The organism is Pseudomonas kurunegalensis (assembly GCF_030291635.1).
GTDB classification, from domain to species: Bacteria; Pseudomonadota; Gammaproteobacteria; order Pseudomonadales; family Pseudomonadaceae; genus Aquipseudomonas; species Aquipseudomonas monteilii.
This window is the reverse complement of sequence record NZ_CP127871.1, coordinates 1,052,268-1,078,492: the sequence shown is the minus strand read 5'-3', so window position 1 is coordinate 1,078,492 and position 26,225 is coordinate 1,052,268. Positions and strand designations below refer to the sequence as shown.

Genomic DNA, 26,225 nt, shown 5'->3' with positions numbered 1-26,225 from the left:
CCACAATATTTAACGCTTGAAACATCGTGGGGAACATCAGCCGGTCACATGGGTCGGTTATTCAAATGGCTGGTCGTCGATCCACGCCGATCACGCCCGGATTACCTGTTGATTCTGCATTCTTCACGCCCTAAAGTGCGCGCCGAACGTCCATGCTGGAAACGATCCATCCGGCTCAAGTACTGAGTAGGCGAACCAAAGTGGGGATACGGAGGACGTTCAGTTTGCAGCCACTTATTCTTTCAGTTTGCCCATGGAGTCCCTGAGCATGTCGATCCAGGTCGAAGACTATTTCGCGCGTGACACCTTCCAGAAAATGAAGGCGTTCGCCGACAAGCAGGAAACCCCGTTCGTACTCATCGATACCCAGATGATCAGCCAGGCCTATGACGACCTGCGCGCCGGTTTCGAATTCGCCAAGGTGTACTACGCGGTCAAGGCCAACCCGGCCGTCGAAATCATCGACCTGCTCAAAGAGAAAGGTTCGAGCTTCGACATCGCCTCGATCTACGAGCTGGACAAAGTGCTGGGCCGTGGCGTCAGCGCCGATCGTATCAGCTACGGCAACACCATCAAGAAGTCCAAGGACATCCGCTACTTCTACGAGAAGGGCGTGCGCCTGTACGCCACCGACTCCGAAGCCGACCTGCGCAACATCGCCAAGGCCGCACCGGGCTCGAAAGTGTACGTGCGTATCCTGACTGAAGGCTCGACCACGGCTGACTGGCCGCTGTCCCGCAAGTTCGGCTGCCAGACCGACATGGCCATGGACCTGCTGATCCTCGCCCGCGACCTGGGCCTGGTGCCTTACGGCATCTCCTTCCACGTGGGCTCGCAGCAGCGTGACATCAGCGTGTGGGATGCTGCCATTGCCAAGGTCAAGGTGATCTTCGAGCGCCTGAAGGAAGAAGACGGCATCGAGCTCAAGCTGATCAACATGGGTGGCGGCTTCCCGGCCAACTACATCACCCGTACCAACAGCCTGGAAACCTACGCTGAAGAGATCATCCGCTTCCTGAAAGAAGACTTCGGTGACGAGCTGCCGGAAATCATCCTGGAACCTGGCCGTTCGCTGATTGCCAACGCCGGTATCCTGGTCAGCGAAGTGGTGCTGGTGGCGCGCAAGTCGCGTACCGCAGTCGAGCGCTGGATCTACACCGACGTGGGCAAGTTCTCCGGCCTGATCGAAACCATGGACGAGGCCATCAAGTTCCCGATCTGGACCGAGAAGAAAGGCGAAGCCGAAGAAGTGGTCATCGCCGGCCCGACCTGCGACAGCGCCGACATCATGTACGAAAACTACAAGTACGGCCTGCCGCTGAACCTGGCCATCGGTGACCGCCTGTACTGGCTGTCGACCGGCGCCTACACCACCAGCTACAGCGCGGTGGAATTCAACGGCTTCCCGCCGCTGAAGGCTTACTACCTGTAATGCAAAACGGGGCCGCGAGGCCCCGTTTTCATTTGTGCTCTCCTGTGCCGGCGATAGGGCCAGCACAGGCAAACCTAATCCCCGCGCCGTTCGATTTCCTCGGCATACCGCCCGGCAAATGCCATCAAAACCGGCCCGGCGCCCTGCAAGGTCACCAACGCAGCGCGCAAAAAGTTCATGTTCCCCTCAACCCGCGCCTGCTCCAGCCACTGCCCAGCCTCCGCCATCTGACCACGCTCGACCAGTACCAGCGCTAGGCTGAACATCCCGCGAAAATCCCCCGCCTCGGCCGAGCGCCGATACCAGCGCACTGCCCGCGCCGGGCTAGGTGCCGTGGCAATGCCCTGCTCCAGGTAGCGCCCATACAGGTTCATCGACTTGGCATGCCCCATCTGCGCAGCCTTCTCGTAGCACATCAGTGCCTGCACCTGATTGGCCGGCACTCCACGCCCGGTAGCCAGCAGATTACCCAGGTTGTACAGGCCCCAATCCAGCCCGGCGTCAGCCGCGCGGGCATAGTGGATGGCCGCCTGCGGCAGGCTTGGCTCGCCGCCCCAACCATGCTCCAGGCAACGCCCGAGCATGTTGTGCGCCATGGCACTGCCGCCCTGTGCGGCGATGCCAAACCAACGCCGGGCCACGGTGGCATCTTCTTCGATACCGCGGCCATCCAGCAGGATCTGCCCCAGCAGCAACTGCGCCTCGACCGCGCCCTGCCCCGCTGCCGCCAGAATCGCCTGAGCGGCCTTGCCGGGGCTTTCCTCCAGCATGGCCTGCAAACCGGCCACATCCACCACTTCCTCACGTCGCAACTGGTAGGACACGGCTCAGACCTCAGCCCAGCGGCGCAGCAGGTTGTGGTACGTGCCGGTCAGTTGCAGCAGCGACGGATGGTCCGGCACATCGGCAGTCAATTGCTGGATAGCGTTATCCATCTCGAACAACAGCGCCCGCTGGCTGTCCTCGCGCACCAGGCTCTGGGTCCAGAAAAATGCGGCGTAACGCTGGCCACGGGTTACCGGGTTGACCTTGTGCAGGCTGGTGCCGGGGTACAGCACCAGGTCACCGGCGGCCAACTTGACCTGCTGCACGCCGTAAGTGTCCTGGATCACCAGCTCGCCACCGTCGTAGCTGTCCGGGTCGCTGAGGAACAGCGTGGAAGACAGGTCGGTACGCACCCGCTCCGGGCTGCCCTTGGGCTGGCGCAGGGCGTTGTCGATGTGGAAACCGAAGTTGCCGCCTTCGCGGTAGCAGTTGATCAGCGGCGGGAACACCTTGTGTGGCAAGGCCGCCGACATGAAGCGCGGGGTTTTCCACAGGCGGTCGATCAGCGCGCTGCCAATCTCCTTGGCCAGCGGGTGCCCTTCCGGCAACTGCAGGTTGTGCTTGGCCTTGGCCGACTGGTAGCCAGCCGTAGCCTTGCCATCAGCCCAGTCGGCCTGCTCCAGCGCCTCGCGAATACGGGCCAGCTCATCAGCGTCGAACAGGCCTGGGATGTGAAGCAGCATGGCAGCAGCACCGTTAGGAAGTGTAAAGGCGCCAATGATATTGATTCCCTTTTGCGCTGCACAAGCCCCATTCGCCGCTTAAGACGTTTCAGCTGTGTGAAACCGTAAAGGCAAATTGTAAAGATTGTAAATTCTTCACGAATGGTAACGACTCTCAATTGTGAGTCACAATTGCTTACATTAAGATCCGCCGCCTCAACACCTTGGGGAAGGTCCTTAGCAATGCGCCAGTCCGTACCATCTGCAGTGAGCTCACCACGCCTGATCGTGTCTGCCATCGGTGTCGCCCTTAGCGCCACGTCGGTCTACGCCGCCGACCCGGCCGCGAACAGCGCCATTACCCTCGACGCCACCAGCGTCAATGGCAAGGCTGAACAAGCCAGCACCGATTACAAGGTCGAAAAGGCCGCCTCGCAGAAGTACACCGCGCCGCTGGTAGACACCCCGCGCTCGGTTACCGTGATCCCGCAGCAAGTGATCAAGGACACCAATGCCCTGACCCTGCAGGACGCACTGCGTACCGTGCCGGGCATTACCTTCGGTGCCGGCGAAGGCGGCAACCCGCAAGGCGACCGTCCGTTCATTCGTGGCTTCGATGCCCAGGGTGATACCTACCTGGACGGCGTGCGTGACACTGGCGCGCAAACCCGCGAAATCTTCGCCATCGAGTCGGTGGAAGTGGCCAAGGGCCCTAACTCGGCCATCGGTGGCCGTGGTGCCGCCGGCGGTACCATCAACCTGGTGAGCAAGCGCGCGCACCTTGGCAACTCGCTGGACGGTGCCTGGACCTGGGGCAGCGACCAGACCCAGCGCTACACCTTCGATGGCAACTACCAGTTCAGCGATACCGTTGCCGGCCGCCTGAACCTGATGACCCACGAAAGCAACGTCGCCGGCCGCGACAAGGTCAACTACGACCGCTGGGGTATCGCCCCGTCGCTGGCCTTCGGCCTGGGCACGCCAACCCGCGTCAACCTTGACTACTACCACCTGGAAAGCGACGACCTGCCGGATTCGGGCATCCCTTACACCATCCCGACCAACGGCAGCGCCGGGCGCACCTCGGCGCACCCGAGCAAACCGAATGACGGCGGCGACAGCGATAACTTCTACGGCCTGACCGGTCGCGACTTCCGCAAGACCCGCGTGGACATCGCCACCTTCGCCATCGAGCACGACCTGACCGATGCGCTGACCATCAAGAACACCCTGCGTCACGGCAACAGCATGCAGGACTACATCCTGACCCAGCCTGACGACAGCAAGGGCAACGTCAACAACGGCAGCGTCTGGCGTCGTGCCAACACCCGGGTGGGTAACACCGCCACCACCACCAACCAGACCGACCTGTTCGGCGAGTTCTACGTCGGTGGTTTGAAAAACAGCTTCTCCACCGGTATCGAGCTGAGCCGTGAAGAAAGCGAGCGCTCCAGCTACACCGTCGACACCGACACCGTCCCAGGCGGCAGCGCCAATACCAACTGCACCCCGGGCATGATCGGCGCCACCAGCGGGTACAACTGCACCTCGCTGAGCAATCCGAACCCGGATGATCCGTGGAACGGTACCATCTCGCGCAACTACGCTGGCACCACCACCAACAGCAAGACCCGCGCGATCTATGTATTCGACACCCTGGAGCTGACCCCCGAGTGGCTGGTCAACATGGGCCTGCGATACGACCACTTCGACACCGACTACAAAACCTACAACGCCGCTGGCACCACCACTGCCAAAGGCAACGACGTCAGCGAGTTCGTGACCGGCCAACTGGGTCTGGTGTGGAAGCCGGCCGAAAACGGCAGCATCTACGTGTCCTACGCCACCTCCGCTACGCCACCAGGCGCCATGCTCGGCGAAGGTACCGAAGGCAACCCGCTGGGTGGCACACCTGACCGCAACGGGAATCTGCTGGCCAGCGATATGGAGCCGGAAGAAACCACCAACTACGAGATCGGCACCAAGTGGAACCTGCTTGACGAGCGCCTGTCTCTGGCTGCGGCGCTGTTCCGCACCGAGAAAGAAAACGCCCGGGTACAGGTCAACACCAACACCTACGAGAACGTTGGTGAAACCCGCGTGCAAGGTATTGAACTGTCTGCCAGCGGCAAGCTGACCGACAAATGGCAGGTGTTCGCCGGCTACACCTACATGCAGGCACGCCAGATCGACGGCGGCCCGCTGGGCAAGGCCAACGACGGCAACCAACTGCCGAACACGCCAAACAACAGCGCCAGCCTGTGGACCACTTACGCGATCACGCCAAAGCTGACCATCGGTGGCGGTGCGTTCTACGTGGATGACGTGTACGGCAGCGTGGCCAACACCACGATGGTCGACAGCTACGTTCGCTACGACGCCATGGCGGCCTACAAGCTGACCAAGAACGTCGACCTGCAGCTGAACGTGCAGAACCTGACCAACGAGGTGTATTACGACAAGGCCTTCTCCACCCACTTCGCCAACCAGGCGGCCGGGCGGACTGCACTGTTGACCACCAGCGTTCACTTCTAAAGCAGCAACCCAAAGCCCCGTTCATTCCAGTGAGCGGGGCTTTTGCGTATCAAGGCATAATGCACGCCGCGCAGGTAGCGGCAGCAACACAAGGTGAGAGACGTGGTGAAGAAGACGCTGTTCCAATTGCACTGGTTCTTTGGCATCACCGCTGGCCTGGTGCTGGCCTTGATGGGCATCACCGGGGCCTTGTATTCGTTCCAGGAAGAACTGTTGCGCGCATTCAATGCCGATGTGCTCAAGGTAGAGGTGCGCGCCGAAGGCGTGCTGCCGCCAGCCGAACTGGTGCAGCGTGTAGAGGCCCAGCAACACGACAAGGTGTCGATGCTGTGGGTCGATGTGCGTGAAGGCAACGCCGCGCGGATCTTCTTCATGCCGCCACCAGGCGAACGCCGTGGCGAGCTGCGCTATGCCGACCCTTACACCGGCGAACTCAAGGGCGAAGTGGCCGGGCAAGGCTTCTTCAACCTCATGCTCAACCTGCACCGCTTCCTGGCCATGGGCGACACCGGACGACAGATTACCGGTGCCTGCACCCTGATGCTGGTGTTCTTTTGCCTCTCCGGCCTGTACCTGCGCTGGCCGCGCAAGGCACTGGACTGGCGCACCTGGCTAACCTTCGACTGGGCCAAGAAAGGCCGAGCCTTCAACTGGGACCTGCACGCCGTGGCCGGTACCTGGTGCCTGCTGTTCTATCTGCTGTTCGCCCTGACCGGGCTGTTCTGGTCCTATGAATGGTACCGCGAAGGCCTGAACAAGTTGCTGGCCGACGCGCCGACCGCCGGTCAGCAACAAAAACGCGGCGAAGGCCGTGGCCGCCACGGGCCGCAGAAAGTCGACAAGAACGCCCCGCCGCTGGTGGTCGACTACGACGCAATCTGGGCCAACCTCAAAAACGCTGCCGGCCCTGGCCTGGCCATGTATAACCTGCGCCTGCCGCCGGCGGGTGGCCAGCCTGCCAACCTGTTCTACTTGCTGGACAACGCCGATCACCCGCGCGCGTTCAACACCTTGGTGCTGGACCCAGCCACCGGCCAGGTGAAAAACCACGACCGTTACACCGACAAGTCCTTCAAGGCCCAGCTGCTGCAGAGCGTCTACGCCCTGCACGTTGGCGAATACTTCGGCCTGCCGGGCCGCATCATCGTCACCATCGCCAGCCTGACCATGCCGCTGTTCTTCGTCACCGGCTGGCTGCTGTACCTCGACCGCCGCCGCAAGAAGCGCCAGGTGCGCGAGGCGCGTGGCAACGTTGCCAACAACAATGGCAGCGACGAAAGCTGGCTGATCGGTTTTGCCAGCCAAAGCGGCTTTGCCGAGCAACTGGCCTGGCAGAGCGCCGGGCAGCTGCAAGCAGCGGGCATGCCGGTACAGGTGCGCGCCCTGGCCGAACTGGGTGAAAACGACCTTCGCCAAGCCCGCCGCGCGCTGTTCGTGGTCAGCACCTTCGGCGACGGCGAAGCCCCCGACAGCGCCCGTGCCTTCGAGCGCAAGGTGCTTGGCCAACCTTGGGCGCTGAACAACCTCAGCTACGCTGTACTCGCCCTCGGCGACCGCCAGTATCCTCACTTCTGCGGCTTCGCCCGCCGCTTGCAGGCATGGCTGGGTGAGCGCGGCGCCAGCAGCGCGTTCAGCCCGGTGGAAGTGGACAATGCCGACCAGGCAGCGCTGCAGCAGTGGCAGCAAGAACTGGCGCAACTGACCGGCGCCCAGCCGGTGGCCGCCTGGCAGCCGCCGAGCTTTGCCAACTGGTCGCTGGTGCGTCGCGAGCTATTGAACCCTGGCAGCCAGGGTCAGCCGGTGTACCTGCTGGGCTTGCAACCGCAAGCGCCTGCCAGCTGGGAGGCCGGCGATTTGGTGGAGATCCTGCCACTCAATGGCCAGCCCCGTGTCGACGCTTTCCTCAATGGCCTGGCGCTAGACGCCAGCGCCAAGGTGCAGGTGAATGGCCTGAGCGAAACCCTGGCCCAGGCCCTCGCTGGCCGCCAGTTGCCGACACGTCGTGATCACTTGATCGGCTTGCAGCCGCAGGCGTTGATCGATGCACTGGTGCCGATCGGCAGCCGCGAATACTCCATCGCCTCGATCGCCAGCGATGGCGTGCTGGAGCTGATCGTGCGCCAGGAACGCCACGCCGATGGCAACCTGGGCCTGGGTTCGGGCTGGCTGACCGAGTATCTGCCGCTAAACGGTACGCTGAGCCTGCGCCTGCGGCGTAACAGCGGATTCCATCTGCCTGAAACCACTGCACCGATGATTCTGATCGGCAACGGCACCGGACTGGCAGGCCTGCGTAGCCTGATCCGCGCACGGGTGAATGCTGGCGAGCAGCGTAACTGGCTGCTGTTCGGCGAGCGTAACCGGGCGCATGACCTGCTGTGTGGCGATGAGCTGCAAGGCTGGCTGGACAGCGGCGACCTGGCACGGCTGGACCTGGCGTTTTCGCGGGATCAGGCCGAGAAGGTGTATGTGCAGGATGTGTTGCTGCAGCAAGCCGAGGCGTTCAAGCGCTGGGTGGCTGACGGCGCATGCGTGTACGTCTGCGGCAGCCTGCAAGGGATGGCTGCGGGGGTGGATGCAGCGCTCAACGGCATGCTTGGGGAAGCCGTTGTGCAGCAACTGATCGAGGATGGGCGGTATCGGCGGGACGTGTACTGATACTGGCCTGAGCTAGCAACGCATCACCTGTAGGAGCGGCCTTGTGTCGCGAAAGGGCCGCAAAGCGGCCCCAGCAATACATGCATCACCGCCGAAATCCTGGGGCCGCTCCGCGGCCCTTTCGCGACACAAGGCCGCTCCTACAAAGGCCAGTGTCGGTTTAATGGAGTTCGAAGGTATCGGCATCCAGGTTGGCCGGGAACTTGGCCCGGTAAGCCGCCAACTCCGCCGCGCTCAACACTGCGGTAAACACCCCGTCCGCCTCCCCGGCACTGAGCAAGCTCTCACCCTGGAAGTCCAGCACCTGGCTGTCGCCCGAATACGCAAAGCCCTTGCCATCCGTCCCCACCCGGTTAACCGCCGCCACATAGCACAGGTTCTCGATCCCCCGCGCCGGCAGCAGCCGGTTCCAGTGCTGGCGGCGCGCAGCCGGCCAGTTGGCGGTGTACAGCAGCAGGTCGGTGTCCTGGGCATCGCGGCTCCACACCGGGAAGCGCAGGTCGTAGCAGATCAATGGACGAATTCTCCAGCCCTTGAGCTCGAACTGGACCTGGCGCTCGCCCGGGGTGTAGTGCTTGTGCTCACCGGCCATGCGGAACAGGTGGCGCTTGTCGTAATGCAGGATTTCGCCGTCCGGCCTCGCCCACAGCAGGCGGTTGCGGTGGCTGCCGTCAGCGGCCTGGATGATCACGCTACCGGTAATCACCGCGTTGCATTTCTTCGCCTGGGCCTTCAGCCACTTGTAGGTCGGGCCGTTCTCCGGCTCGCACAAGCTTTCCGATTGCATCGAAAAACCGGTGGTGAACATTTCCGGCAGGATTACCAGGTCCACCTCGCCCACCTGCTCCAGCAGCACCTCGAAGTGCGCGTAGTTGGCCTCGCGGTCGTGCCAAGCCAGGGTGGTTTGCACCAGGGCGACTTTCAGGTTAGGCAGTGTGCTCAGATCGCGCATAGTCGTTCCGCTGCCTGACGCAGCGTCTCCTCTCGTTTGGCAAAGCACAGGCGGACCAGGCGTTGCTCGGGGATGGGTTGCTGGTAGAACACCGACACCGGAATGGTCGCCACACCGTGCTCGCGGGTGAGCCACAACGACATGTCGACATCGTTCAGGTCCGGGCGGATCTGCGAATAGTCCACCAGCTGGAAATAGGTGCCCGCCGTGCGGGTGAAGCTGAACCGCGAACCGTCCAGCAAACCACAGAACAGGTCACGCTTGGCCTGGTAGAAGGCCGGCAGTTCATCGATGTGCTCGGGGTGTTCGGCCATGAAGTCGGCCAGCGCGCATTGCAAAGGTGTCACGCCGCAGAAGTTGACGTACTGGTGCACCTTGCGCAGCTCAGCGCCGGAGGGGCGATCACGTAGCCGGTCTTCCAGCCGGTCACGTGGTAGGTCTTGCCGAACGAGCTGACCACGAAGGCGCGCTGATACAACTGCTCATGGGCCAACACGCTGGCGTGGCGTACGCCGTCGTAAACCAGGTGCTCGTAGACCTCGTCGCTGACTAGGTAGATATCACGGTCGGCAATCAGTGCCGCCAACTGGTCGAGGTCTTCGCGGGTAATCAACGCGCCACTGGGATTATGCGGCGAGTTGAGGATGACCATACGCGTACGCGGGCTCAAGGCATCGCTGAACTTCTGCCAGTCGATGCGGAAGCCGCCGTCGCTGAGTTGCACATGCACGCAGCGGCCCCCGGCCAGCTCCACGGACGGCTCGTAACTGTCATAGCAAGGGTCGAAGACGATGACCTCGTCACCCGCATGGACCACAGCCTGAATGGCACAGAAGATCGCCTCGGTGGCACCGGGGGTGATGGTGACTTCCTGGTCCGCATCCACCTTGGCGCCATACAGGCGCTCGACCTTGGCTGCCACTTGCTGGCGCAGGGCAGGCAGGCCGGTCATCGGCGAATACTGGTTGTGCCCGGCAGCCACATGCCGGCCCACTGCATCGAGCAGGGCCTGCGGGCCGTTGAAATCAGGGAAACCCTGGGACAGGTTGAGCGCACCGGTCTGCACGGCGAGCTGGGACATGGTGGTGAAGATGGTCGTGCCGACATTCGGCAGTTTGCTGCGGATCATGGAGCCCTCTTTCCTGGGGTGTATCCGGCACGGGGTGGAGTCCGAGCATAGCGGATCGAGCGGTCAGGAAAAAGGTTGAAACATTAGGGGCATTGCGTTGGATCAACAGGCCTCTTCGCGGCTAAAGCCGCTCCCACAGGGACACCACAGATTTCGAAAACTGTGCAGTACCTGTGGGAGCGGGTTTACCCGCGAAGAGGCTGACGCGAAATCAGCGCTTGTCGCGGCGCTTCTTCTCGGCCTTCTTGTGGTGCGACATCAGGCGGCGCTTCTTGTTGACCTGGCGGTCGGTGAGGGTGTTCTTCTTGCCCTCGTACGGGTTCTCGCCGCCCTTGTACTCGATGCGGATCGGCGTACCGACCAGCTTCAGCACACGGCGATAGGTATTCTCCAGGTAACGCGAGTACGACTTCGGAATTTTCTCGGTCTGGTTACCGTGAATCACGATCAGCGGCGGGTTGGCACCCCCCAGGTGGGCATAGCGCAGCTTGATGCGGCGGCCGTTCACCAGCGGTGGCTGGTGTTCGCTCACGGCGTCTTCCAGGATCTGCGTCAGGCGGCTGGTCGGCCAACGGGTTACCGCCGACTTGAACGCAGCCTGCACCGACTTGTACAGGTTGCCCACGCCAGTGCCATGCAAGGCGGAGATGAAGTGGATGTCGGCGAAGTCAACGAAGAACAGCCGGCGCTCCAGCTCGGTCTTCACGTAGTCGCGTTCGCCCGGCTGCATGCCATCCCACTTGTTCAGGGCGATGACGATGGCACGGCCCGCTTCCAGGGCAAAGCCCAGCAGGTTCAGGTCGTGGTCCACCACACCTTCGCGGGCGTCCATGACGAAGATCACCACGTTGGCGTCCTTGATCGCCTGCAGCGTCTTCACCACCGAGAACTTCTCGACTTCCTCGTGGATCTTGCCGCGCTTGCGCACACCGGCGGTGTCGATGAAGGTGTACTTCTCGTCATCGCGTTCGAACGGGATGTAGATACTGTCACGGGTGGTACCCGGCTGGTCATAGACCACCACGCGCTCTTCACCGAGCATGCGGTTGACCAGGGTGGATTTACCCACGTTCGGGCGGCCGATGATGGCGATCTTGATGCCATCTTTCTCGCTCGGGCCAGGGATGCGCACGGCCTCTTCGCCTTCGGCGACTTCGGCGTCCAGGGCTTCTTCGACCTGGTCGCGCGGCAGGTGGCCAAGCACGGCCTCCATCAGCGCGTTGATGCCACGGCCCTGGGAGCCCGCCACCGGAATGGCGTTGCCCATGCCCAGCGGCGAAAACTCGGCGCGGGCGACGTCGGCGTCGATGTTGTCGATCTTGTTGGCGACCAGAATCGCCTCTTTGTTGCGCTTGCGCAGGTGCTCGGCAATCATCTGGTCGGCGGCGGTCATGCCGGCGCGGGCATCGACCAGGAACAGCACGTAGTCGGCTTCTTCAATGGCCATGAGCGACTGCTCGGCCATTTTCTCGTCCATGCCCACTTCGTCACCGGTAATACCACCGGTGTCGATCAGGATGAAGGAACGACCCTGCCAGCTGGCATCGCCATACTGGCGGTCACGGGTCAGGCCCGACAAGTCACCGACGATGGCATCGCGGGTTTTGGTCAGGCGGTTGAACATGGTGGATTTGCCGACGTTCGGGCGGCCCACCAGGGCAATTACGGGAACCATCGGCTCTCCACTCTTGAATTCTTGAAAATGCAAAGGCCGCTGCAAGGCAGCGGCCGGAGTACGGGCGGCGTGTCCTACGCCGCGGCTTGAAGCCCGCCAAGGCTTCAAGCATAGCTTCAGCGGATGGTCAGTGCCTCGAGCTTGCCGCTGTTGCCGAAGACGTAGATGGTGTCGCCGACCACAAGTGGGCGGGCGCGCAGGCCATCGCTGTCGATACGCTCACGGCCGACAAAGCGGCCGTCCACCTGGCTCAGCAGGTGCAGGTAACCTTCAAAGTCACCCACTGCCACGTAGCTGCTGAACACTTCAGGTGCGGTCAACTGGCGGCGAGCCATGCTGTCGTTGCTCCACAGGGCACTGGAAGAGCGCTCGTCCACGCCTTCTACGGTACCCGATGCTTCGCTGACGTAGACGTTACCGAAGCCCTGGGCAACGCCCACATAGCTGGAGGCATCGCGCTGCCACAGCTCGCGACCGCTTTCCAGGTCCAGGCCCGCTACACGGCCCTGGTAGGTGCTGACGTACAGGGTACCACCAGACAGCAGCAAGCCGCCGTCGATATCAACCACACGGTCCAGCTCGGAGCGGCCCTTGGGGATGGCCACACGGCTTTCCCACACGGGCACGCCGTTGTTGATGTCCACCGCTACCACCTTGCCGGTGGACAGGCCGGCGACGGCCAGGCGGTTGGTGGCGATCGGCGCGCCGGTGCCACGCAGGGTCAGCACGGCCGGGGAGTTTTCGTAGATCCAGCGGCGGTCGCCAGTAGCGGCATCCAGGCCGATCAGGCGGTCATCCTGGGTCTGCACCACAACAACGTCACCGTTGTTGGCAGGCGGGGCCAGCACTTCGCTGGTCACGCGCGAGCGCCAACGCTCTTCACCGGTGCTGGAATCCAGGGCAATCACTTCACCCTTGAGGGTGCCGAGCATGACCAGGCCGTAGCCCACGCCAACTGCGCCGGAAACCTGCAGCTCCAGGTCCTTCTTCCACACGACATCGCCAGTGATACGGTCCAGGGCGAACACTTCGCCGTTGACGTCGGAGGCGTAGATACGGTCGTTCTCGATGGCCGGCACCAGGGTGTTGTAGGTTTCACCCTGGCCGTCACCGATCGAACGGCTCCACTGCTTCTTCAGCACCACTTCCTCGGTGAACTTGGTCAGCTCGGCCGGAGGCAGTTCCTTCTTGCTGTTGCTGCTGCAACCTGCGGCCAGTACGGCCAGGGTCAGCACTGCTGCATGTTTCCAACCGATCACTTACGCGTCCCCTTTAGCCAGGTCATCCAGCTTCAATTGCAGGCCACCGACTGCCGCGTCATCGGACAGCGCAGCCTTGGCTTTTTCGTAAGCGCTGTGTGCGTCGGCGGCACGGCCCAGTTGCACCAGCAGGTCACCTTTCAATTCTTCACGGCTGGCCAGGAAGGCTTTGTCGGCGTCGCCGTCGAGCAGCTTGAGGGCGTCTTCGGCCTTGTTCTGGGCGGCCAGCACGCGAGCCAGACGCTGGCGCGAAATCTCGCCCAAGGTCACGTCGGCCGGCTTGTCCAGCACGCTTTTCAGCTCGGCAGCGGCGTCGTCGAGCTTGCCGCTCTCGACTGCCACCTTGGCCACGAACAGGCTGCCGTACTGGGCGTAAGCAGTACCGCCGAACTCGCTCTTGAGCTTGCCGGCCAGTTCCGCGACCTTGGAGGCGTCTGGCTGGCCAGTCGGCGTCAGGCTGGTCTCAAGCAACGCCTGATACAGCTGCGAGGCACCTTGCGACTGGTTGTTCTGGTACTTGTGCCAGGTATTCCAGCCCAATACCACCACGCCGGCCAGCAATGCGCCGGTCAGCAGCGGCTTGCCGTTGCGGTTCCACCAGTCCTTGACGCCTGCCAGATCATCATCATCGGTACTCGACACCCCAATACTCCTTTTCGCCTATTCGTTGTTGAACCGCGTTACGCCTGCGCGATCGCGGTTTCCAGGTGCTCTGCCAGAGCATCCCAGGCAATGTTCTGTTGTTCGCCCTGGCCACGCAGGGGCTTCAAGCCGATTTCTTGCTTGGCCAGCTCGTCGTCGCCCAGGATCAGGGCGAACAGCGCGCCACTCTTGTCGGCTTTCTTGAACTGGCTCTTGAAGCTGCCACCACCGGCGTTTACTGCCAGGCGCAGGCCCGGCAAGCGGTCACGCAGGCCTTCGGATAGGCGCAGGCCAGCCAGTTCGGCCTGCTCGCCAAAGGCGCACAGGTAGACGTCGATCTGGCGGCTGATGGACTCCGGCACCTTGCCGAGGGTTTCCAGCAGCAGGATCAGGCGCTCGATACCCATGGCGAAACCAACGCCTGTGGTCGGCTTGCCGCCCATCTGCTCGACCAGGCCGTCGTAGCGGCCGCCGGCACACACGGTGCCCTGGGCGCCGAGCTTGTCGGTAACCCACTCGAACACGGTCTTGCTGTAGTAGTCCAGGCCACGCACCAGCTTGGTGTTGATCACGAACGGAATGCCGGCTGCGTCCAGGCGGGCCTTCAGGCCCTCGAAGTGCACGCGGGACGCTTCGTCCAGGTAGTCTTCCAGCTTCGGCGCACCCACCAGTACCGCCTGGGTGTTCTGGTCCTTGCTGTCGAGAATGCGCAGCGGGTTGCTCTTCAGGCGGCGCTGGCTGTCTTCGTCCAGCTGCTCCAGGCGCGCCGAGAGGAACTCGACCAGCGCGTCACGGTAGCGTGCACGGGCCTCACTGGTACCCAGGCTGTTGAGCTCCAGCTTGACCGCGTCCTGGATACCCAGCAGGCCCCACAGGCGCCAGGTCAGCATGATCAGCTCGGCATCGATGTCCGGGCCGTCCAGGTTGAACACTTCCACGCCAATCTGGTGGAACTGGCGGTAGCGGCCTTTCTGCGGGCGCTCGTGGCGGAACATCTGGCCGATGTACCACAGTTTCTGCACCTGGCCATTGCCGGTGATGCCATGCTCCAGCACGGCACGCACGCAGGCGGCGGTGCCTTCGGGGCGCAAGGTCAGCGAATCGCCGTTGCGGTCCTCGAAGGTGTACATCTCTTTTTCGACGATATCGGTCACTTCACCGATCGAGCGCTTGAACAGCTCGGTGAACTCGACGATCGGCGTACGGATCTGGCTGTACCCGTAGGTGTCCAGCAGCCCGGCCACGGTGCCTTCGAAGTAGCGCCACAGTGGCGACTGTTCTGGCAGGATGTCGTTCATGCCACGGATGGCTTGCAGCGATTTGCTCACGAATAGTCCTTACGAATTCTGTGTGTCAGCCACGGGCGATCAGCGCCGCGTCAGCCTCGGCCTTTTCGGCCGCTTTCTGGCGGATGAGTTTTTCCAGCTCATCGACCAGGTTGTCATTGGTCAGCTTCTGCGCAGGCTTGCCATCGATGTAGATCAGGTTCGGCGTACCGCCGGTCAACCCTACATGGGCTTCCTTGGCTTCGCCCGGGCCGTTGACCACGCAACCGATCACTGCCACGTCCAGCGGCACCAGCAGGTCTTCAAGGCGCCCTTCCAGCTCATTCATGGTCTTGACCACATCGAAGTTCTGCCGCGAGCAGCTCGGGCAGGCGATGAAGTTGATGCCACGCGAGCGCAGGTGCAGCGACTTGAGGATGTCGTAGCCGACTTTCACTTCTTCGACCGGGTCGGCCGCCAGCGAGATACGGATGGTATCGCCAATGCCTTCGGCCAGCAGCATACCGAGGCCGACGGCGGATTTCACCGTCCCCGAACGCAGGCCACCGGCTTCGGTGATGCCCAGGTGCAGCGGCTGCACGATCTGCTTGGCCAGCAGGCGGTAGGCTTCGACGGCCATGAACACGTCGGAGGCCTTGACGCTGACCTTGAAGTCCTGGAAGTCCAGGCGGTCGAGGTGCTCGACGTGGCGCAGGGCCGACTCGACCAATGCGGCCGGGGTCGGCTCGCCGTACTTCTTCTGCAGGTCTTTTTCCAGGGAGCCGGCGTTGACCCCGATACGGATCGGGATGCCACGGTCGCGGGCGGCATCGACCACGGCGCGTACACGGTCTTCACGGCCGATGTTGCCGGGGTTGATGCGCAGGCAATCCACGCCCAGTTCGGCCACACGCAGGGCAATCTTGTAATCGAAGTGGATGTCGGCAACCAGCGGCACGCTGACCAGCTGCTTGATCTTGCCGAACGCCTCGGCGGCGTCCATGTCCGGCACCGAAACGCGCACGATGTCCACGCCGGCATCGACCAGGCGCTGGATTTGCGCCACGGTGGCGGCCACATCGTTGGTGTCGGTGTTGGTCATGCTCTGCACCGCGATGGGCGCATCACCACCCACCGGCACATTGCCGACCCAGATTTTGCGGGATTCGCGACGTTTGATCGGAGATTCGCCGTGCATGACTTACTGTCCCAACTTCAGGCGAGCGGTCTCGCCACTGGTGAACGGGGCAACATCGACGGCCTGGCCGTTGTAGCTGACCTGGGCGCCACGGGCAAAGCCCAGGCGCACCGCGAACGGCGGCTTGCCGGTCAGTTCGAGGTTGTCCCCCTTGCGCTTGATGGCGCTGAACAGCACCTTGCCGTTGCCATCGGACACCTGGGTCCAGCAATCGGCGGTGAACTGGATGGCGACCTTGGCGCTGCCTGCCGGTACTGCGGCTGGCTCGGTGGCGGCCACGGCCGGCGCCGGAACGGCAGGTGCAGCAGCGGCCGGTGCCGGGGTAGCCGGTGCTACCGGGGTAGCGACTGCAGCAGGTGCAGGTTGCGCGGGCGCTGGCTGGGCCGGTGTCGGCGCAGGCACTGCAGCAAGGGTTGGCGCCGGGCTTGCCGGTGCCTGTTCAGCAGCGGCGGCGGGCTGTTCGGCAGCGCCCTGCTCCAGCGCCAGCGGAGCGCTTTCGGGTTGCTGGCCAGCGGAAACAGCCTGGTCTTCAGGCTCATCGAGCGGGTGAATCTGGGTGGTGCCGTCGGCGCTTTCGACTTCGACGTGCTCCAACGCAATCTTGGCCAGGTCTTTGCCACGCAGGCTGCCCTGGTCCTGCCACCAGACGAAGCCGCCACCGACCACAGCCACCAGCAACAGCAGGCTGACACCGCGCAGGATGTTGTGCGACAGGCGCACCGGCTCTTCGATACGGCCCAGCGAGTGCACCTCGCTGCCTTTGGCGTGGGTGCCGGTGTAGCGGTCGAAGGCCTCTACCAGGGCGGCCTGGTCGAGCTCCATGAGCTTGGCATAGGCGCGGATGTAGCCACGGGCAAACGTATGCCCTGGCAGCTTGTCGAAGGCGCCGGTTTCCACGTGGTTCAACGAACTGACAGTGAGGTTGAGCTTGCGGGCCACCTCGGCTTGAGACCAGTCCCGTTTCTCACGGGCCAGGCGCAAAAGCTCACCGGGGTTCTGGCCAGGCGCTACTGCTACTTCGGGATGCGCGGCGTTCATCGTTGCTCCGACAGGTATTGCTGATATTCCGGCGTACCGGGATAAAGTCGTTGTAATTGCTGGCCCATCTCGGCCAGTGTGCCCTGCTCGTCGAACACCCGGGCAAGGCGGCTGCCCAGCAGCAGGCTACGGGCATCGTGGTCGCTCAACTGGCTGAAACGATCGTAGTAGTCCCGGGCCGGCACATAATGCCTGTTTTCGTAGGACAACTCAGCCATTTCCAGCAACGCTTTCGGTTGCCGCTGGTTGAGTTGCAACGCTTTCAGCAGATAAGCATGCGCCTGGTCGCGGCGATCGAGCTTCAGGGCAGTCAGGCCCAGGTTCTCGTACACGCGTGAGCGCTCAGGATACAGGGTATCGGCGCTGGCCAGGCGAAACATCTGCTCGGCCTCGGCAAATCGCCCCTGAGCATAAAGGAAACTGCCGTAATTGTTGCGCATTCGCGTGTCGCCGGCGCGCGCTTGCAAGGCCTTGCGAAAGTGGGCTTCAGCGAGTGCCGGCTCACCTTCGGCCTGGAACACCAGCGCCAGGGCCGCGTGCGCATCGGCATCAGTGCTGTCGAGGGCCAGGGCCTTGCCCAGCGGCGCCTTGGCCTGCTCGGTCAAACCCTGTTGCAAATACCCAAGGCCCAGTTGCACATAAGCCCGCCCCGCCTCCGCCCTGCCCTGGCGGCTGGCCAGGGGGTCGCTCGCACCGCCCGACACACAGCCGGCCAGCAGCGAGAGCGCAAGGATCGACAGCGCGGCGCGCAGGCTCATGGGCAAAGTCCCGGTCAGTGGCTGGCGGCGCTGTCTTGCAGCTCGACGTCCGCGGAAAGCTGGCGCACGGCAATGTAGCGCTCGCTACGGCGGGTGCGGTCGTTGACCTGGCCGACCAGCTGACCGCAGGCAGCATCGATATCGTCACCACGAGTGGTGCGCGTGGTGACGTTGAAGCCACCGTGGTGCAGCAGGTCCTGGAAGCGACGAATGGCGTTGTTGCTTGGCCGCTCGTAGCCCGAATGCGGGAACGGGTTGAACGGGATCAGGTTGATCTTGCACGGTACGTCGCGCAGCAACTCGATCATTTGCGCGGCATGCTCAGGCTGGTCGTTGACGTCCTTGAGCAGGGTGTACTCGACGGTAAGCACGCGCTTGCCACCCAGGGTGGACATGTAGCCCATGCACGACTCCAGCAGCACTTTCAGCGGGTACTTCTTGTTGATCGGTACCAGCTTGTTGCGCAGCTCGTCGTTCGGTGCGTGCAGCGACAGGGCCAGCGACACGTCGATGTGCTTTGCCAGTTCGTCGATCATCGGCACCACGCCCGAGGTGGACAGGGTGACGCGACGCTTGGAAATGCCATAGCCCAGGTCATCCATCATGATTTTCATGGCGGCGATGACGTTGTCGAAGTTCAGCAAGGGCTCGCCCATGCCCATCATCACCACGTTGGTAATCGCGCGGTCGACTTTGGCAGGGACGGTCCCGAAGGATTTGTTGGCAAGCCACACCTGGCCGATCACTTCGGCGGCAGTGAGGTTGCTGTTGAAGCCTTGCTTGCCGGTGGAGCAGAAACTGCAGTCCAGGGCACAGCCGGCTTGCGACGATACGCACAAGGTGCCGCGGTCGTCGGTAGGAATGTAGACGGTCTCGACGCAGCTGCCGGAGGCAACGCGGATCACCCACTTGCGGGTACCGTCGGCGGAAATGTCTTCACTGACCACTTCCGGAGGCCGAATCTCGGCAACGGCCTCGAGCTTTTCGCGCAAGACCTTGCCTACGTTGGTCATGGCCGCAAAGTCGGACACGCCAAAATGGTGAATCCATTTCATCACCTGGCCGGCACGGAAGCGTTTTTCCCCGATCGAGTCGAAGAATTGTTCCATTTCCGGCTGGGTCAGACCCAACAGGTTGATTTTGCCAGTAGATGTCGTCATGGATTCACCCTCACCCGTAAGCTTTCGCTTAGCGAGTGGTTACCTCGGTAGCAGCGAAGAAGTAAGCGATTTCGCGAGCAGCAGCAGCTTCGGAGTCCGAACCGTGAACGGCGTTGGCGTCGATCGACTCGGCGAAGTCAGCACGGATGGTGCCGGCAGCAGCTTCTTTAGGGTTGGTAGCGCCCATCAGCTCACGGTTCAGAGCGATGGCGTTTTCGCCTTCCAGAACCTGAACAACAACCGGGCCGGAAGTCATGAAGGCAACCAGGTCACCGAAGAAGCCGCGAGCGCTGTGCTCAGCGTAGAAGCCTTCGGCTTCGGCTTTGGACAGTTGCTTGATTTTCGAGGCAACGATTTTCAGGCCGGCTTCTTCGAAGCGAGTGGTGATCTTGCCGATGACGTTTTTGGCAACTGCGTCAGGCTTGATGATCGAGAAAGTACGTTGAACAGCCATGGAAAACTCCAGAATATGAGTGACACGAAAAATTAAACCCGCGAATTATACGCGGGTTCCGGGGGATTGCCTAACCTGCAAGTGACGCTTAGTCGGCTTCGTCGATCCAGGCAGCCTGGATGGCCTCGAGCACTTTCTCACCGCCGCGTGACGGATCGTCGCTGAACTCTGGCAATGCCAGCACCCAGCGGTGCAGGTCTACGAAATTCACATAACGAGGATCGACCTCAGGCTTGCTTTCTGCAAGCTGAATGGCGATCTCAAGTACATCAATCCATTTCAGGCTCATGGTGCAAACCTCAGTGCGGCGCTTCAGCGGCGTGGTTGAGCGAGTACTTGGGGATCTCGATGGTCAGGTCTTCGTCAGCGACGACCACCTGGCAACCAAGCCGCGACTGCGCTTCCAGGCCCCAGGCCTTGTCCAGCATGTCTTCTTCCAGCTCGTCGGCTTCTTCCAGCGAGTCGAAACCCTTGCGCACGATGCAGTGGCAAGTGGTACAGGCCTTGACGCCGCCGCAGGCACTTTCCATCTCGATGTGATGGTCGTGGGCCAGTTCCAGGATGTTGGTCCCGGTCGGCACCTCCACGGTCAGCCCCTCGGGGCAGAACTTCTCATGCGGCAGGAATGTCACCAGCGGCATCGGTTACTCCTCGATCTCATTCAGGTTGCGCCCGGCCAGTGCGGCTTTGACCGTCGAATCAAGGCGACGGGCGGCAAATGCGTCGGTCACCTGCGACAGACGCTTGGTCTGTTGCTCGATGGCTGCGCCATCGGTGCCGGCCAGCAAATCACGTAGTTCTTGCATCTGGAATTCGATGGCTTCGCGCTCGTCACTGCTGAGCAGGCGCTCACCGTCGGCGTCCAGGGCGCCCTGTACCGCTTCCAGCAGGCGCTCGCCGTCCACCTGGTGCTCGCGCAGCTGGCGGGCGTGCTTGTCGGAACCTGCGTGTTCGAAGGAGTCCTTCAGCATGCGGGCGATTTCGCCGTCGGTCAGGCCGTAGGACGGTTTGACCTGGATGCTGGCTTCCACGCCCGAGCCCAGTTCGCGGGCGGCAACGCTGAGCAGGCCGTCGGCATCCACCTGGAAGGTGACGCGGATTTTCGCCGCACCGGCAACCATGGCCGGAATGCCGCGCAGCTCGAAACGGGCCAGCGAGCGGCAGTCGCTGATCAGCTCGCGCTCGCCCTGCAGGACGTGGATCATCATGGCCGTCTGGCCATCTTTATAGGTGGTGAACTCCTGGGCACGCGCCACCGGAATGGTGGTGTTGCGCGGGATCACCTTCTCCATCAGCCCGCCCATGGTCTCAAGACCCAGCGACAGCGGGATGACATCGAGCAGCAGCAGTTCGCCACCTTCGCGGCGGTTGCCGGCCAGGGTGTCGGCCTGAATGGCGGCACCGATGGCCACCACCTGGTCGGGGTCGATCGAGGTCAGCGGGGTACGGCCGAACAGCGCGCCCACGGCTTCGCGCACTCGCGGAACGCGGGTCGAGCCACCCACCATGACTACGGCACTGACTTCTTCCAGCTCCACGCCACTGTCGCGCACGGCGCGGCGGCAGGCCTTGAGGCTGCGGGCAACCAGCGGCTCGATCATGGCTTCGAAGGCGGCGCGGCTCAGTTCGCCCTGCCAGGCGCCATGGCTGACGCTGACCACATCGGCGTCGGTCAGGGCTTCCTTGGCGGCGCAAGCGGTTTGCAGCAATGCACGCTGGGTGGCCGGGTCCAGGTCGGACGACAGGCCAGCCTGCTCGATGATCCAGCCGGCAATGGCGTGGTCGAAATCGTCACCACCCAGGGCGGTATCGCCACCGGTGGCCAGCACTTCGAACACGCCAGCGGTCAGGCGCAGGATGGAGATATCGAAGGTACCGCCGCCCAGGTCATAGATGGCCACCACGCCTTCGGCGTTCTGGTCCAGACCATAGGCCACGGCTGCCGCGGTCGGCTCGTTGAGCAGGCGCAGCACGTTCAGGCCTGCCAGGCGCGCAGCGTCCTTGGTGGCCTGGCGCTGGGCGTCGTCGAAATAGGCCGGCACGGTGATCACCGCGCCTACCAGCTCACCACCCAGGGTCGCTTCGGCGCGCTCGCGCAGCACTTTGAGGATATCAGCGGACACTTCCACCGGGCTTTTCGGCCCCTGCACCGTGTCGATGAACGGCATGTGCGACTCGCCACCCACAAAGCGGTATGGCAACTGCTCACCCAGTTGCTTGACGTCGGCCAGGCCGCGCCCCATCAGGCGCTTGACCGACAGCACGGTGTTCAGCGGGTCGCTGGAAGCGGCATCACGTGCGGCCTGCCCCACTTCGTTGCGCCCTTCAAGGTAGCGCACCGCGGACGGCAGAATGACGTTACCCTGCGCATCAGGCAGGGGCTCGCTACGGCCGCTGCGCAATGCGGCGACCAGAGAGTTGGTGGTACCCAGGTCGATCCCCACCGCCAGGCGGCGCTGGTGCGGCTGAGGGCTTTGACCGGGTTCGGCAATCTGCAGTAGGGCCATGCTTATCTGAATACCTTAGGTGCCATCACGGGCGACACCGGGTTAATCGTCGAGGCGCTCTTCCAGTTGGCGCACTTCTTGGGCGAGCTTGTCGAGGAACTGCATGCGACGCATCAGGCGCTCGGCCTTTTCGCGCTCGCCTGGGGCATCCCAGCAGGCGGCAAAGTCCTCGTTCAGGGCGTCCTGGGCAGCCTTCAGGCGCCGCTTGAACACACCCACGCCGTCAAGGTCGGCTTCGTCCTGCAACTCTTCGAGCTCTTCACGCCACTGCATCTGCTGCAACAGGAAGTCCGGGTCGTGGACCGTGACTTCCTGGGGCACTTCATGGCCGCTGATGGCCAGCAGGTAGCGGGCGCGACGCGGCGCACTGCGCAGTGTCTGGTAAGCGTCGTTGAGGGCTGCGGACTTTTCCAGCGCTACACGCTGCTCACGCTCGGAAGCGTCGGCAAAGCGGTCGGGATGGACTTCGCGGGCCAACTCGCGGTAGCGAGTGGCCAGCTTGTCGAGGTCCAGGCGGAAGCTTGGCTGGAGGTCAAACAATGCGTAATGACAAGGAGTACCCACAGCCAGCCTCAAACGTTGAAGCTTTCGCCGCAGCCACACTCACCGCGCACGTTGGGGTTGTTGAACTTGAAGCCTTCGTTCAACCCTTCCTTGACGAAGTCCAGCTCGGTGCCGTCGAGGTAGACCAAGCTCTTGGGATCGATGATCACCTTCACGCCGTGGTTCTCGAACACCTGGTCTTCGTCCGCCAGCTCGTCAACGAACTCCAGCACGTAGGCCAGGCCCGAGCAACCGGTGGTGCGCACGCCCAGGCGAATGCCCTCACCCTTGCCGCGCCCGTCGAGGGAGCGGCGAATGTGGTTGGCGGCGGCTTCTGTCATGCTGATAGCCATCAGGACTCCTTACCTCGCAACAGGCGGCTTAGATCAAGCCTTTCTTCTGCTTGTAATCGCGTACCGCTGCCTTGATGGCATCTTCGGCGAGTACCGAGCAGTGGATCTTGACCGGCGGCAGCGCCAGTTCTTCGGCCAGCTGGGTGTTCTTGATGGTCTCGGCTTCGTCCAGGGTCTTGCCCTTCATCCACTCGGTGGCGAGGGAGCTGGAAGCGATGGCCGAACCGCAGCCGTAGGTCTTGAACTTGGCGTCTTCGATAACGCCCTGCTCGTTGACCTTGATTTGCAGACGCATTACGTCACCGCACGCCGGGGCGCCGACCATGCCGGTGCCAACGTCTGGGTCTTCGGCATTCATCTTGCCGACGTTGCGTGGGTTTTCGTAGTGGTCGATGACCTTTTCACTGTATGCCATGGTGCAATTCCTTCCTCATCAGGGAGCCGCTCTTGCCGGCGACTGCTTAGTGGGCGGCCCACTCGATCTTGGAGATGTCAACGCCGTCTTTGTACATGTCCCACAGCGGCGACAGCTCGCGCAGTTTGTTGACGGCCTCGCAGACTTTCTGCGCGGCGTAGTCGACTTCTTCTTCAGTGGTGAAGCGGCCGAAGGAGAAGCGGATCGAGCTGTGCGCCAGCTCGTCGTTGCGGCCCAGGGCGCGCAGTACGTACGAAGGTTCGAGCGACGCGGAGGTGCAGGCCGAACCGGACGAAACGGCGATGTCCTTCAGCGACATCAGCAGCGATTCGCCTTCGACGTAGTTGAAGCTCAGGTTCAGGTTGTGCGGTACGCGGGCAGTCTGGCTGCCGTTGACGTACAGTTCTTCAAGGTCCGAAACCTGCTTGAAGAAGCGGTCGCTCAGGGCCTTGATGCGCGCGTTCTCTGCGACCATTTCCTGCTTGGCGATGGCGAAGGCTTCGCCCATGCCGACAATCTGGTGAGTTGGCAGGGTGCCCGAACGCATGCCGCGCTCATGGCCACCGCCGTGAATGATGGCTTCCAGGCGTACACGCGGCTTGCGGCTGACGTACAGCGCGCCGATACCTTTAGGGCCGTAGACCTTGTGCGCCGAGAACGACATCAGGTCGACTTTCAGTTTTTGCAGGTCGATTTCGACCTTGCCGGCCGACTGGGCAGCATCGACGTGGAACAGGACGCCGCGCGAGCGGGTCAGTTCACCGATGGCGGCGATGTCGTTGATCGAGCCGACTTCGTTGTTCACGTGCATCAGCGAGACCAGGATGGTGTCGTCGCGCAGCACCGCTTCTACCATGGCCGGGGTGACGATGCCGTCTTCGCCTGGCTCAAGGTAGGTAACTTCGAAACCTTCACGCTCCAGCTGGCGAGCGGTATCCAGGACCGCCTTGTGCTCGATCTTGGAGGTGATGATGTGCTTGCCCTTGGTCTGATAGAAGTGCGCGACGCCTTTCAGCGCGAGGTTGTCGGACTCGGTGGCACCGCTGGTCCAGACGATTTCGCGCGGATCGGCGTTGATCAGCTCGGCAACCTGGCGACGGCCGTTCTCGACCGCTTCCTCGGCCTTCCAGCCGAAGACGTGGGAGCGCGAGGCTGGGTTACCGAAGTTCCCGTCGACCAGCAGGCAGTCGGCCATCTTCTGGGCCACACGTGGGTCGACCGGGGTGGTCGCGGAGTAATCGAGGTAGATCGGCAACTTCATTTGTCTCTCCTATCAGGCGGTCGGCGTCGCTCGTCGTCCCAAGGGGATCAATCGACGGCGGACGTCTCAATCTTGTCCAGCTGGGCGGTTCGGCCTGCGACACGGCGCAGGTCCTGGCGCTGGGCGACTTCCTGCACCTCACGGCGCATGACGAGGTCGGCCAGGCTGATGCCGCTGAGGAATTCATGGATCTGCTGGCTGAGGTCGCACCACAGGTGGTGGGTCAGGCAGGTATCACCGGCATGGCAGTCCCCGAGGCCCTGGCAACGGGTAGCATCGACCGATTCGTTGACCGCATCGATGACCTGGGCCACCTGGATTGTTTCCATGCCCCGCGACAGCTGGTAGCCACCGCCTGGACCGCGCACGCTGGAAACCAGGCTGCTGCGGCGCAGCTTGGCGAACAGCTGTTCCAGATAAGAGAGGGAAATGCCCTGGCGCTCGGAAATATCGGCCAAAGACACCGGCCCATGCTGCGCGTGCAACGCCAGGTCAAGCATGGCGGTCACGGCGTATCGGCCTTTGGTAGTCAGTCGCATGGCTATTGGGTACCACGGGAGTTTCGGGATGTGTGCGAGTATGCGATTCCCGAGCATTTAAGTCAACTATAAGACCTAGTGCTTTAGTCGGGTTTGCATCGGGGAGGCGGGCGCGAGTGTAGCAGACGAGGGGCGTGAGCACACGCCCCGTATGTCACTATGATTTCAGTGCGGCGCAATCAATGCGACTGAGTGTCGCGCTGGGCCACCTTGGCCTCCTCGGCAAAATCGTCTTCCGGCAGGGCTGGCAGCTCCTTGGCACAGTAGTCGCTACCCATCTTGGTCAGGGCGCCACACATACCCTCCAGCCGCTCGTCGACCGCTTGCAAGTGGTCGAGCATCTGGCCGATGGCACGCGCCACCGGGTCGGGCATGTCACCACTGACGCCGTAGGCATCGAAGCCGATCTTCTCGGCCATGGCCTTGCGCTTGGCCTCGACTTCGTTGTCTTCGCTCTTGACGATGATCCGCCCCGGAATGCCCACCGCCGTGGCGCCCGCTGGCACCGCCTTGGTCACCACTGCATTGGAACCAATCTTGGCCCCCGCGCCGACCGTGAACGGGCCCAGCACTTTGGCCCCCGCCCCTACCACCACACCGTTCTCCAGAGTGGGGTGGCGCTTGCCTTTGTTCCAGCTGGTGCCGCCCAGGGTCACGCCCTGATAAAGGGTGACGTCGTCGCCGATCTCGGCGGTTTCGCCAATGACGATACCCATGCCATGGTCAATGAAGAAGCGCCGGCCAATGGTGGCACCCGGGTGGATCTCGATACCGGTCAGCCAGCGGCCGAAGTTGGACACCAGCCGGGCCAGCCACTTGAAATCACGCTTCCACAAGGCATTGCCCAGACGGTGCAGCCAGATGGCATGCATGCCGGGGTAGCAGGTGAGCACCTCGAAGGCATTGCGCGCAGCCGGGTCACGGTGGAATACGCTTTGAATATCTTCACGCAGGCGTTCGAACAT

At 62.7% G+C, this 26,225-nt stretch carries 24 protein-coding genes and 1 pseudogene; 3 read left to right on the top strand and 22 right to left on the bottom strand.

What is annotated here, in order from left to right; translation table 11 throughout:
• Positions 1–268 precede the first annotated feature (268 nt).
• Positions 269–1,432, top strand: coding sequence for a type III PLP-dependent enzyme (locus QQ992_RS04775; RefSeq protein ID WP_016713187.1), 1,164 nt, complete (start codon positions 269–271; stop codon positions 1,430–1,432).
• A gap of 74 nt (positions 1,433–1,506) precedes the next feature.
• Here the strand turns inward: QQ992_RS04775 and QQ992_RS04770 are convergent, their stop codons facing one another.
• Both QQ992_RS04770 and QQ992_RS04765 read right to left on the bottom strand, forming a co-directional pair.
• Positions 1,507–2,256, bottom strand: coding sequence for a tetratricopeptide repeat protein (locus QQ992_RS04770; RefSeq protein WP_286112402.1), 750 nt, complete (start codon positions 2,254–2,256; stop codon positions 1,507–1,509).
• A 3-nt stretch (positions 2,257–2,259) separates the two neighbouring features.
• On the bottom strand, positions 2,260–2,940 hold the full coding sequence (locus tag QQ992_RS04765) for a Fe2+-dependent dioxygenase (protein ID WP_119368904.1): 681 nt from the start codon (positions 2,938–2,940) through the stop codon (positions 2,260–2,262).
• 222 nt (positions 2,941–3,162) lie between these two features.
• Here QQ992_RS04765 and QQ992_RS04760 point away from each other — a divergent pair, with 222 nt between their 5' ends.
• Both QQ992_RS04760 and QQ992_RS04755 read left to right on the top strand, forming a co-directional pair.
• Positions 3,163–5,454 (top strand): TonB-dependent receptor, encoded by a 2,292-nt coding sequence (locus tag QQ992_RS04760; protein WP_286112400.1) that lies wholly within the window; start codon positions 3,163–3,165, stop codon positions 5,452–5,454.
• Between the two features lie 102 nt (positions 5,455–5,556).
• The gene (locus tag QQ992_RS04755; RefSeq protein ID WP_286112399.1) at positions 5,557–8,112 is read left to right on the top strand and encodes a PepSY domain-containing protein; all 2,556 of its coding nucleotides are present in this window, start codon (positions 5,557–5,559) and stop codon (positions 8,110–8,112) included.
• A gap of 160 nt (positions 8,113–8,272) precedes the next feature.
• On the opposite strand, the gene QQ992_RS04750 is transcribed toward QQ992_RS04755, so the two are convergent.
• The 20 genes and pseudogenes from QQ992_RS04750 to cysE form a co-directional block, all read right to left on the bottom strand.
• Positions 8,273–9,064 (bottom strand): amidohydrolase, encoded by a 792-nt coding sequence (locus tag QQ992_RS04750; protein WP_105946964.1) that lies wholly within the window; start codon positions 9,062–9,064, stop codon positions 8,273–8,275.
• Positions 9,052–10,193, bottom strand: a pseudogene (locus QQ992_RS04745) (pyridoxal phosphate-dependent aminotransferase). The gene QQ992_RS04750 and the pseudogene QQ992_RS04745 overlap by 13 nt, the downstream one beginning before the upstream one ends.
• A gap of 211 nt (positions 10,194–10,404) precedes the next feature.
• Positions 10,405–11,868, bottom strand: a complete 1,464-nt coding sequence (gene der, locus QQ992_RS04740; RefSeq protein WP_105946966.1) for a ribosome biogenesis GTPase Der — start codon at positions 11,866–11,868, stop codon at positions 10,405–10,407.
• A gap of 116 nt (positions 11,869–11,984) precedes the next feature.
• Positions 11,985–13,127 (bottom strand): outer membrane protein assembly factor BamB, encoded by a 1,143-nt coding sequence (gene bamB, locus QQ992_RS04735; protein ID WP_003248513.1) that lies wholly within the window; start codon positions 13,125–13,127, stop codon positions 11,985–11,987.
• The gene (locus tag QQ992_RS04730; RefSeq protein WP_060501832.1) at positions 13,128–13,769 is read right to left on the bottom strand and encodes a tetratricopeptide repeat protein; all 642 of its coding nucleotides are present in this window, start codon (positions 13,767–13,769) and stop codon (positions 13,128–13,130) included.
• 38 nt (positions 13,770–13,807) lie between these two features.
• Positions 13,808–15,097, bottom strand: coding sequence for a histidine--tRNA ligase (gene hisS, locus QQ992_RS04725; protein WP_016713198.1), 1,290 nt, complete (start codon positions 15,095–15,097; stop codon positions 13,808–13,810).
• Between the two features lie 25 nt (positions 15,098–15,122).
• Complete coding sequence (gene ispG / locus QQ992_RS04720) at positions 15,123–16,232, bottom strand: flavodoxin-dependent (E)-4-hydroxy-3-methylbut-2-enyl-diphosphate synthase (RefSeq protein WP_016713199.1); 1,110 nt, start codon at positions 16,230–16,232, stop codon at positions 15,123–15,125.
• Positions 16,233–16,235: 3 nt separating this feature from the next.
• Positions 16,236–17,270: a RodZ domain-containing protein gene (locus QQ992_RS04715; protein WP_286112396.1), complete on the bottom strand. Its 1,035-nt coding sequence runs from the start codon at positions 17,268–17,270 to the stop codon at positions 16,236–16,238.
• Positions 17,267–18,028: a type IV pilus biogenesis/stability protein PilW gene (pilW, locus tag QQ992_RS04710; protein WP_105946970.1), complete on the bottom strand. Its 762-nt coding sequence runs from the start codon at positions 18,026–18,028 to the stop codon at positions 17,267–17,269. Before pilW ends, QQ992_RS04715 begins: the two co-directional genes overlap by 4 nt.
• A gap of 14 nt (positions 18,029–18,042) precedes the next feature.
• Positions 18,043–19,188 carry a dual-specificity RNA methyltransferase RlmN gene (gene rlmN / locus QQ992_RS04705; RefSeq protein ID WP_012270596.1) on the bottom strand — a complete coding sequence of 382 codons (1,146 nt, stop codon included), beginning with the start codon at positions 19,186–19,188 and terminating at the stop codon, positions 18,043–18,045.
• Positions 19,189–19,216: 28 nt separating this feature from the next.
• Positions 19,217–19,642, bottom strand: a complete 426-nt coding sequence (ndk, locus tag QQ992_RS04700; protein WP_008092560.1) for a nucleoside-diphosphate kinase — start codon at positions 19,640–19,642, stop codon at positions 19,217–19,219.
• A gap of 88 nt (positions 19,643–19,730) precedes the next feature.
• Positions 19,731–19,931, bottom strand: coding sequence for a Fe-S cluster assembly protein IscX (gene iscX, locus QQ992_RS04695; RefSeq protein ID WP_016713204.1), 201 nt, complete (start codon positions 19,929–19,931; stop codon positions 19,731–19,733).
• A gap of 10 nt (positions 19,932–19,941) precedes the next feature.
• Complete coding sequence (gene fdx / locus QQ992_RS04690; protein WP_012270595.1) at positions 19,942–20,283, bottom strand: ISC system 2Fe-2S type ferredoxin; 342 nt, start codon at positions 20,281–20,283, stop codon at positions 19,942–19,944.
• Between the two features lie 3 nt (positions 20,284–20,286).
• A complete protein-coding gene (hscA, locus tag QQ992_RS04685; RefSeq protein ID WP_104834021.1) occupies positions 20,287–22,149 on the bottom strand; it encodes a Fe-S protein assembly chaperone HscA in 1,863 nt (620 codons plus the stop codon).
• 42 nt (positions 22,150–22,191) lie between these two features.
• Entirely contained in the window at positions 22,192–22,713 is a 522-nt protein-coding gene (hscB, locus tag QQ992_RS04680; protein WP_286112393.1) for a co-chaperone HscB, read from the bottom strand.
• A gap of 8 nt (positions 22,714–22,721) precedes the next feature.
• Positions 22,722–23,045, bottom strand: coding sequence for an iron-sulfur cluster assembly protein IscA (gene iscA, locus QQ992_RS04675; protein WP_003248536.1), 324 nt, complete (start codon positions 23,043–23,045; stop codon positions 22,722–22,724).
• Between the two features lie 28 nt (positions 23,046–23,073).
• Positions 23,074–23,460: a Fe-S cluster assembly scaffold IscU gene (gene iscU / locus QQ992_RS04670; RefSeq protein WP_003248539.1), complete on the bottom strand. Its 387-nt coding sequence runs from the start codon at positions 23,458–23,460 to the stop codon at positions 23,074–23,076.
• A 46-nt stretch (positions 23,461–23,506) separates the two neighbouring features.
• Positions 23,507–24,721, bottom strand: a complete 1,215-nt coding sequence (locus QQ992_RS04665; RefSeq protein WP_012270592.1) for an IscS subfamily cysteine desulfurase — start codon at positions 24,719–24,721, stop codon at positions 23,507–23,509.
• A 47-nt stretch (positions 24,722–24,768) separates the two neighbouring features.
• Positions 24,769–25,260 (bottom strand): Fe-S cluster assembly transcriptional regulator IscR, encoded by a 492-nt coding sequence (gene iscR, locus QQ992_RS04660; RefSeq protein WP_008092572.1) that lies wholly within the window; start codon positions 25,258–25,260, stop codon positions 24,769–24,771.
• 179 nt (positions 25,261–25,439) lie between these two features.
• Positions 25,440–26,225 carry a serine O-acetyltransferase gene (gene cysE / locus QQ992_RS04655; RefSeq protein ID WP_016713210.1) on the bottom strand — a complete coding sequence of 262 codons (786 nt, stop codon included), beginning with the start codon at positions 26,223–26,225 and terminating at the stop codon, positions 25,440–25,442.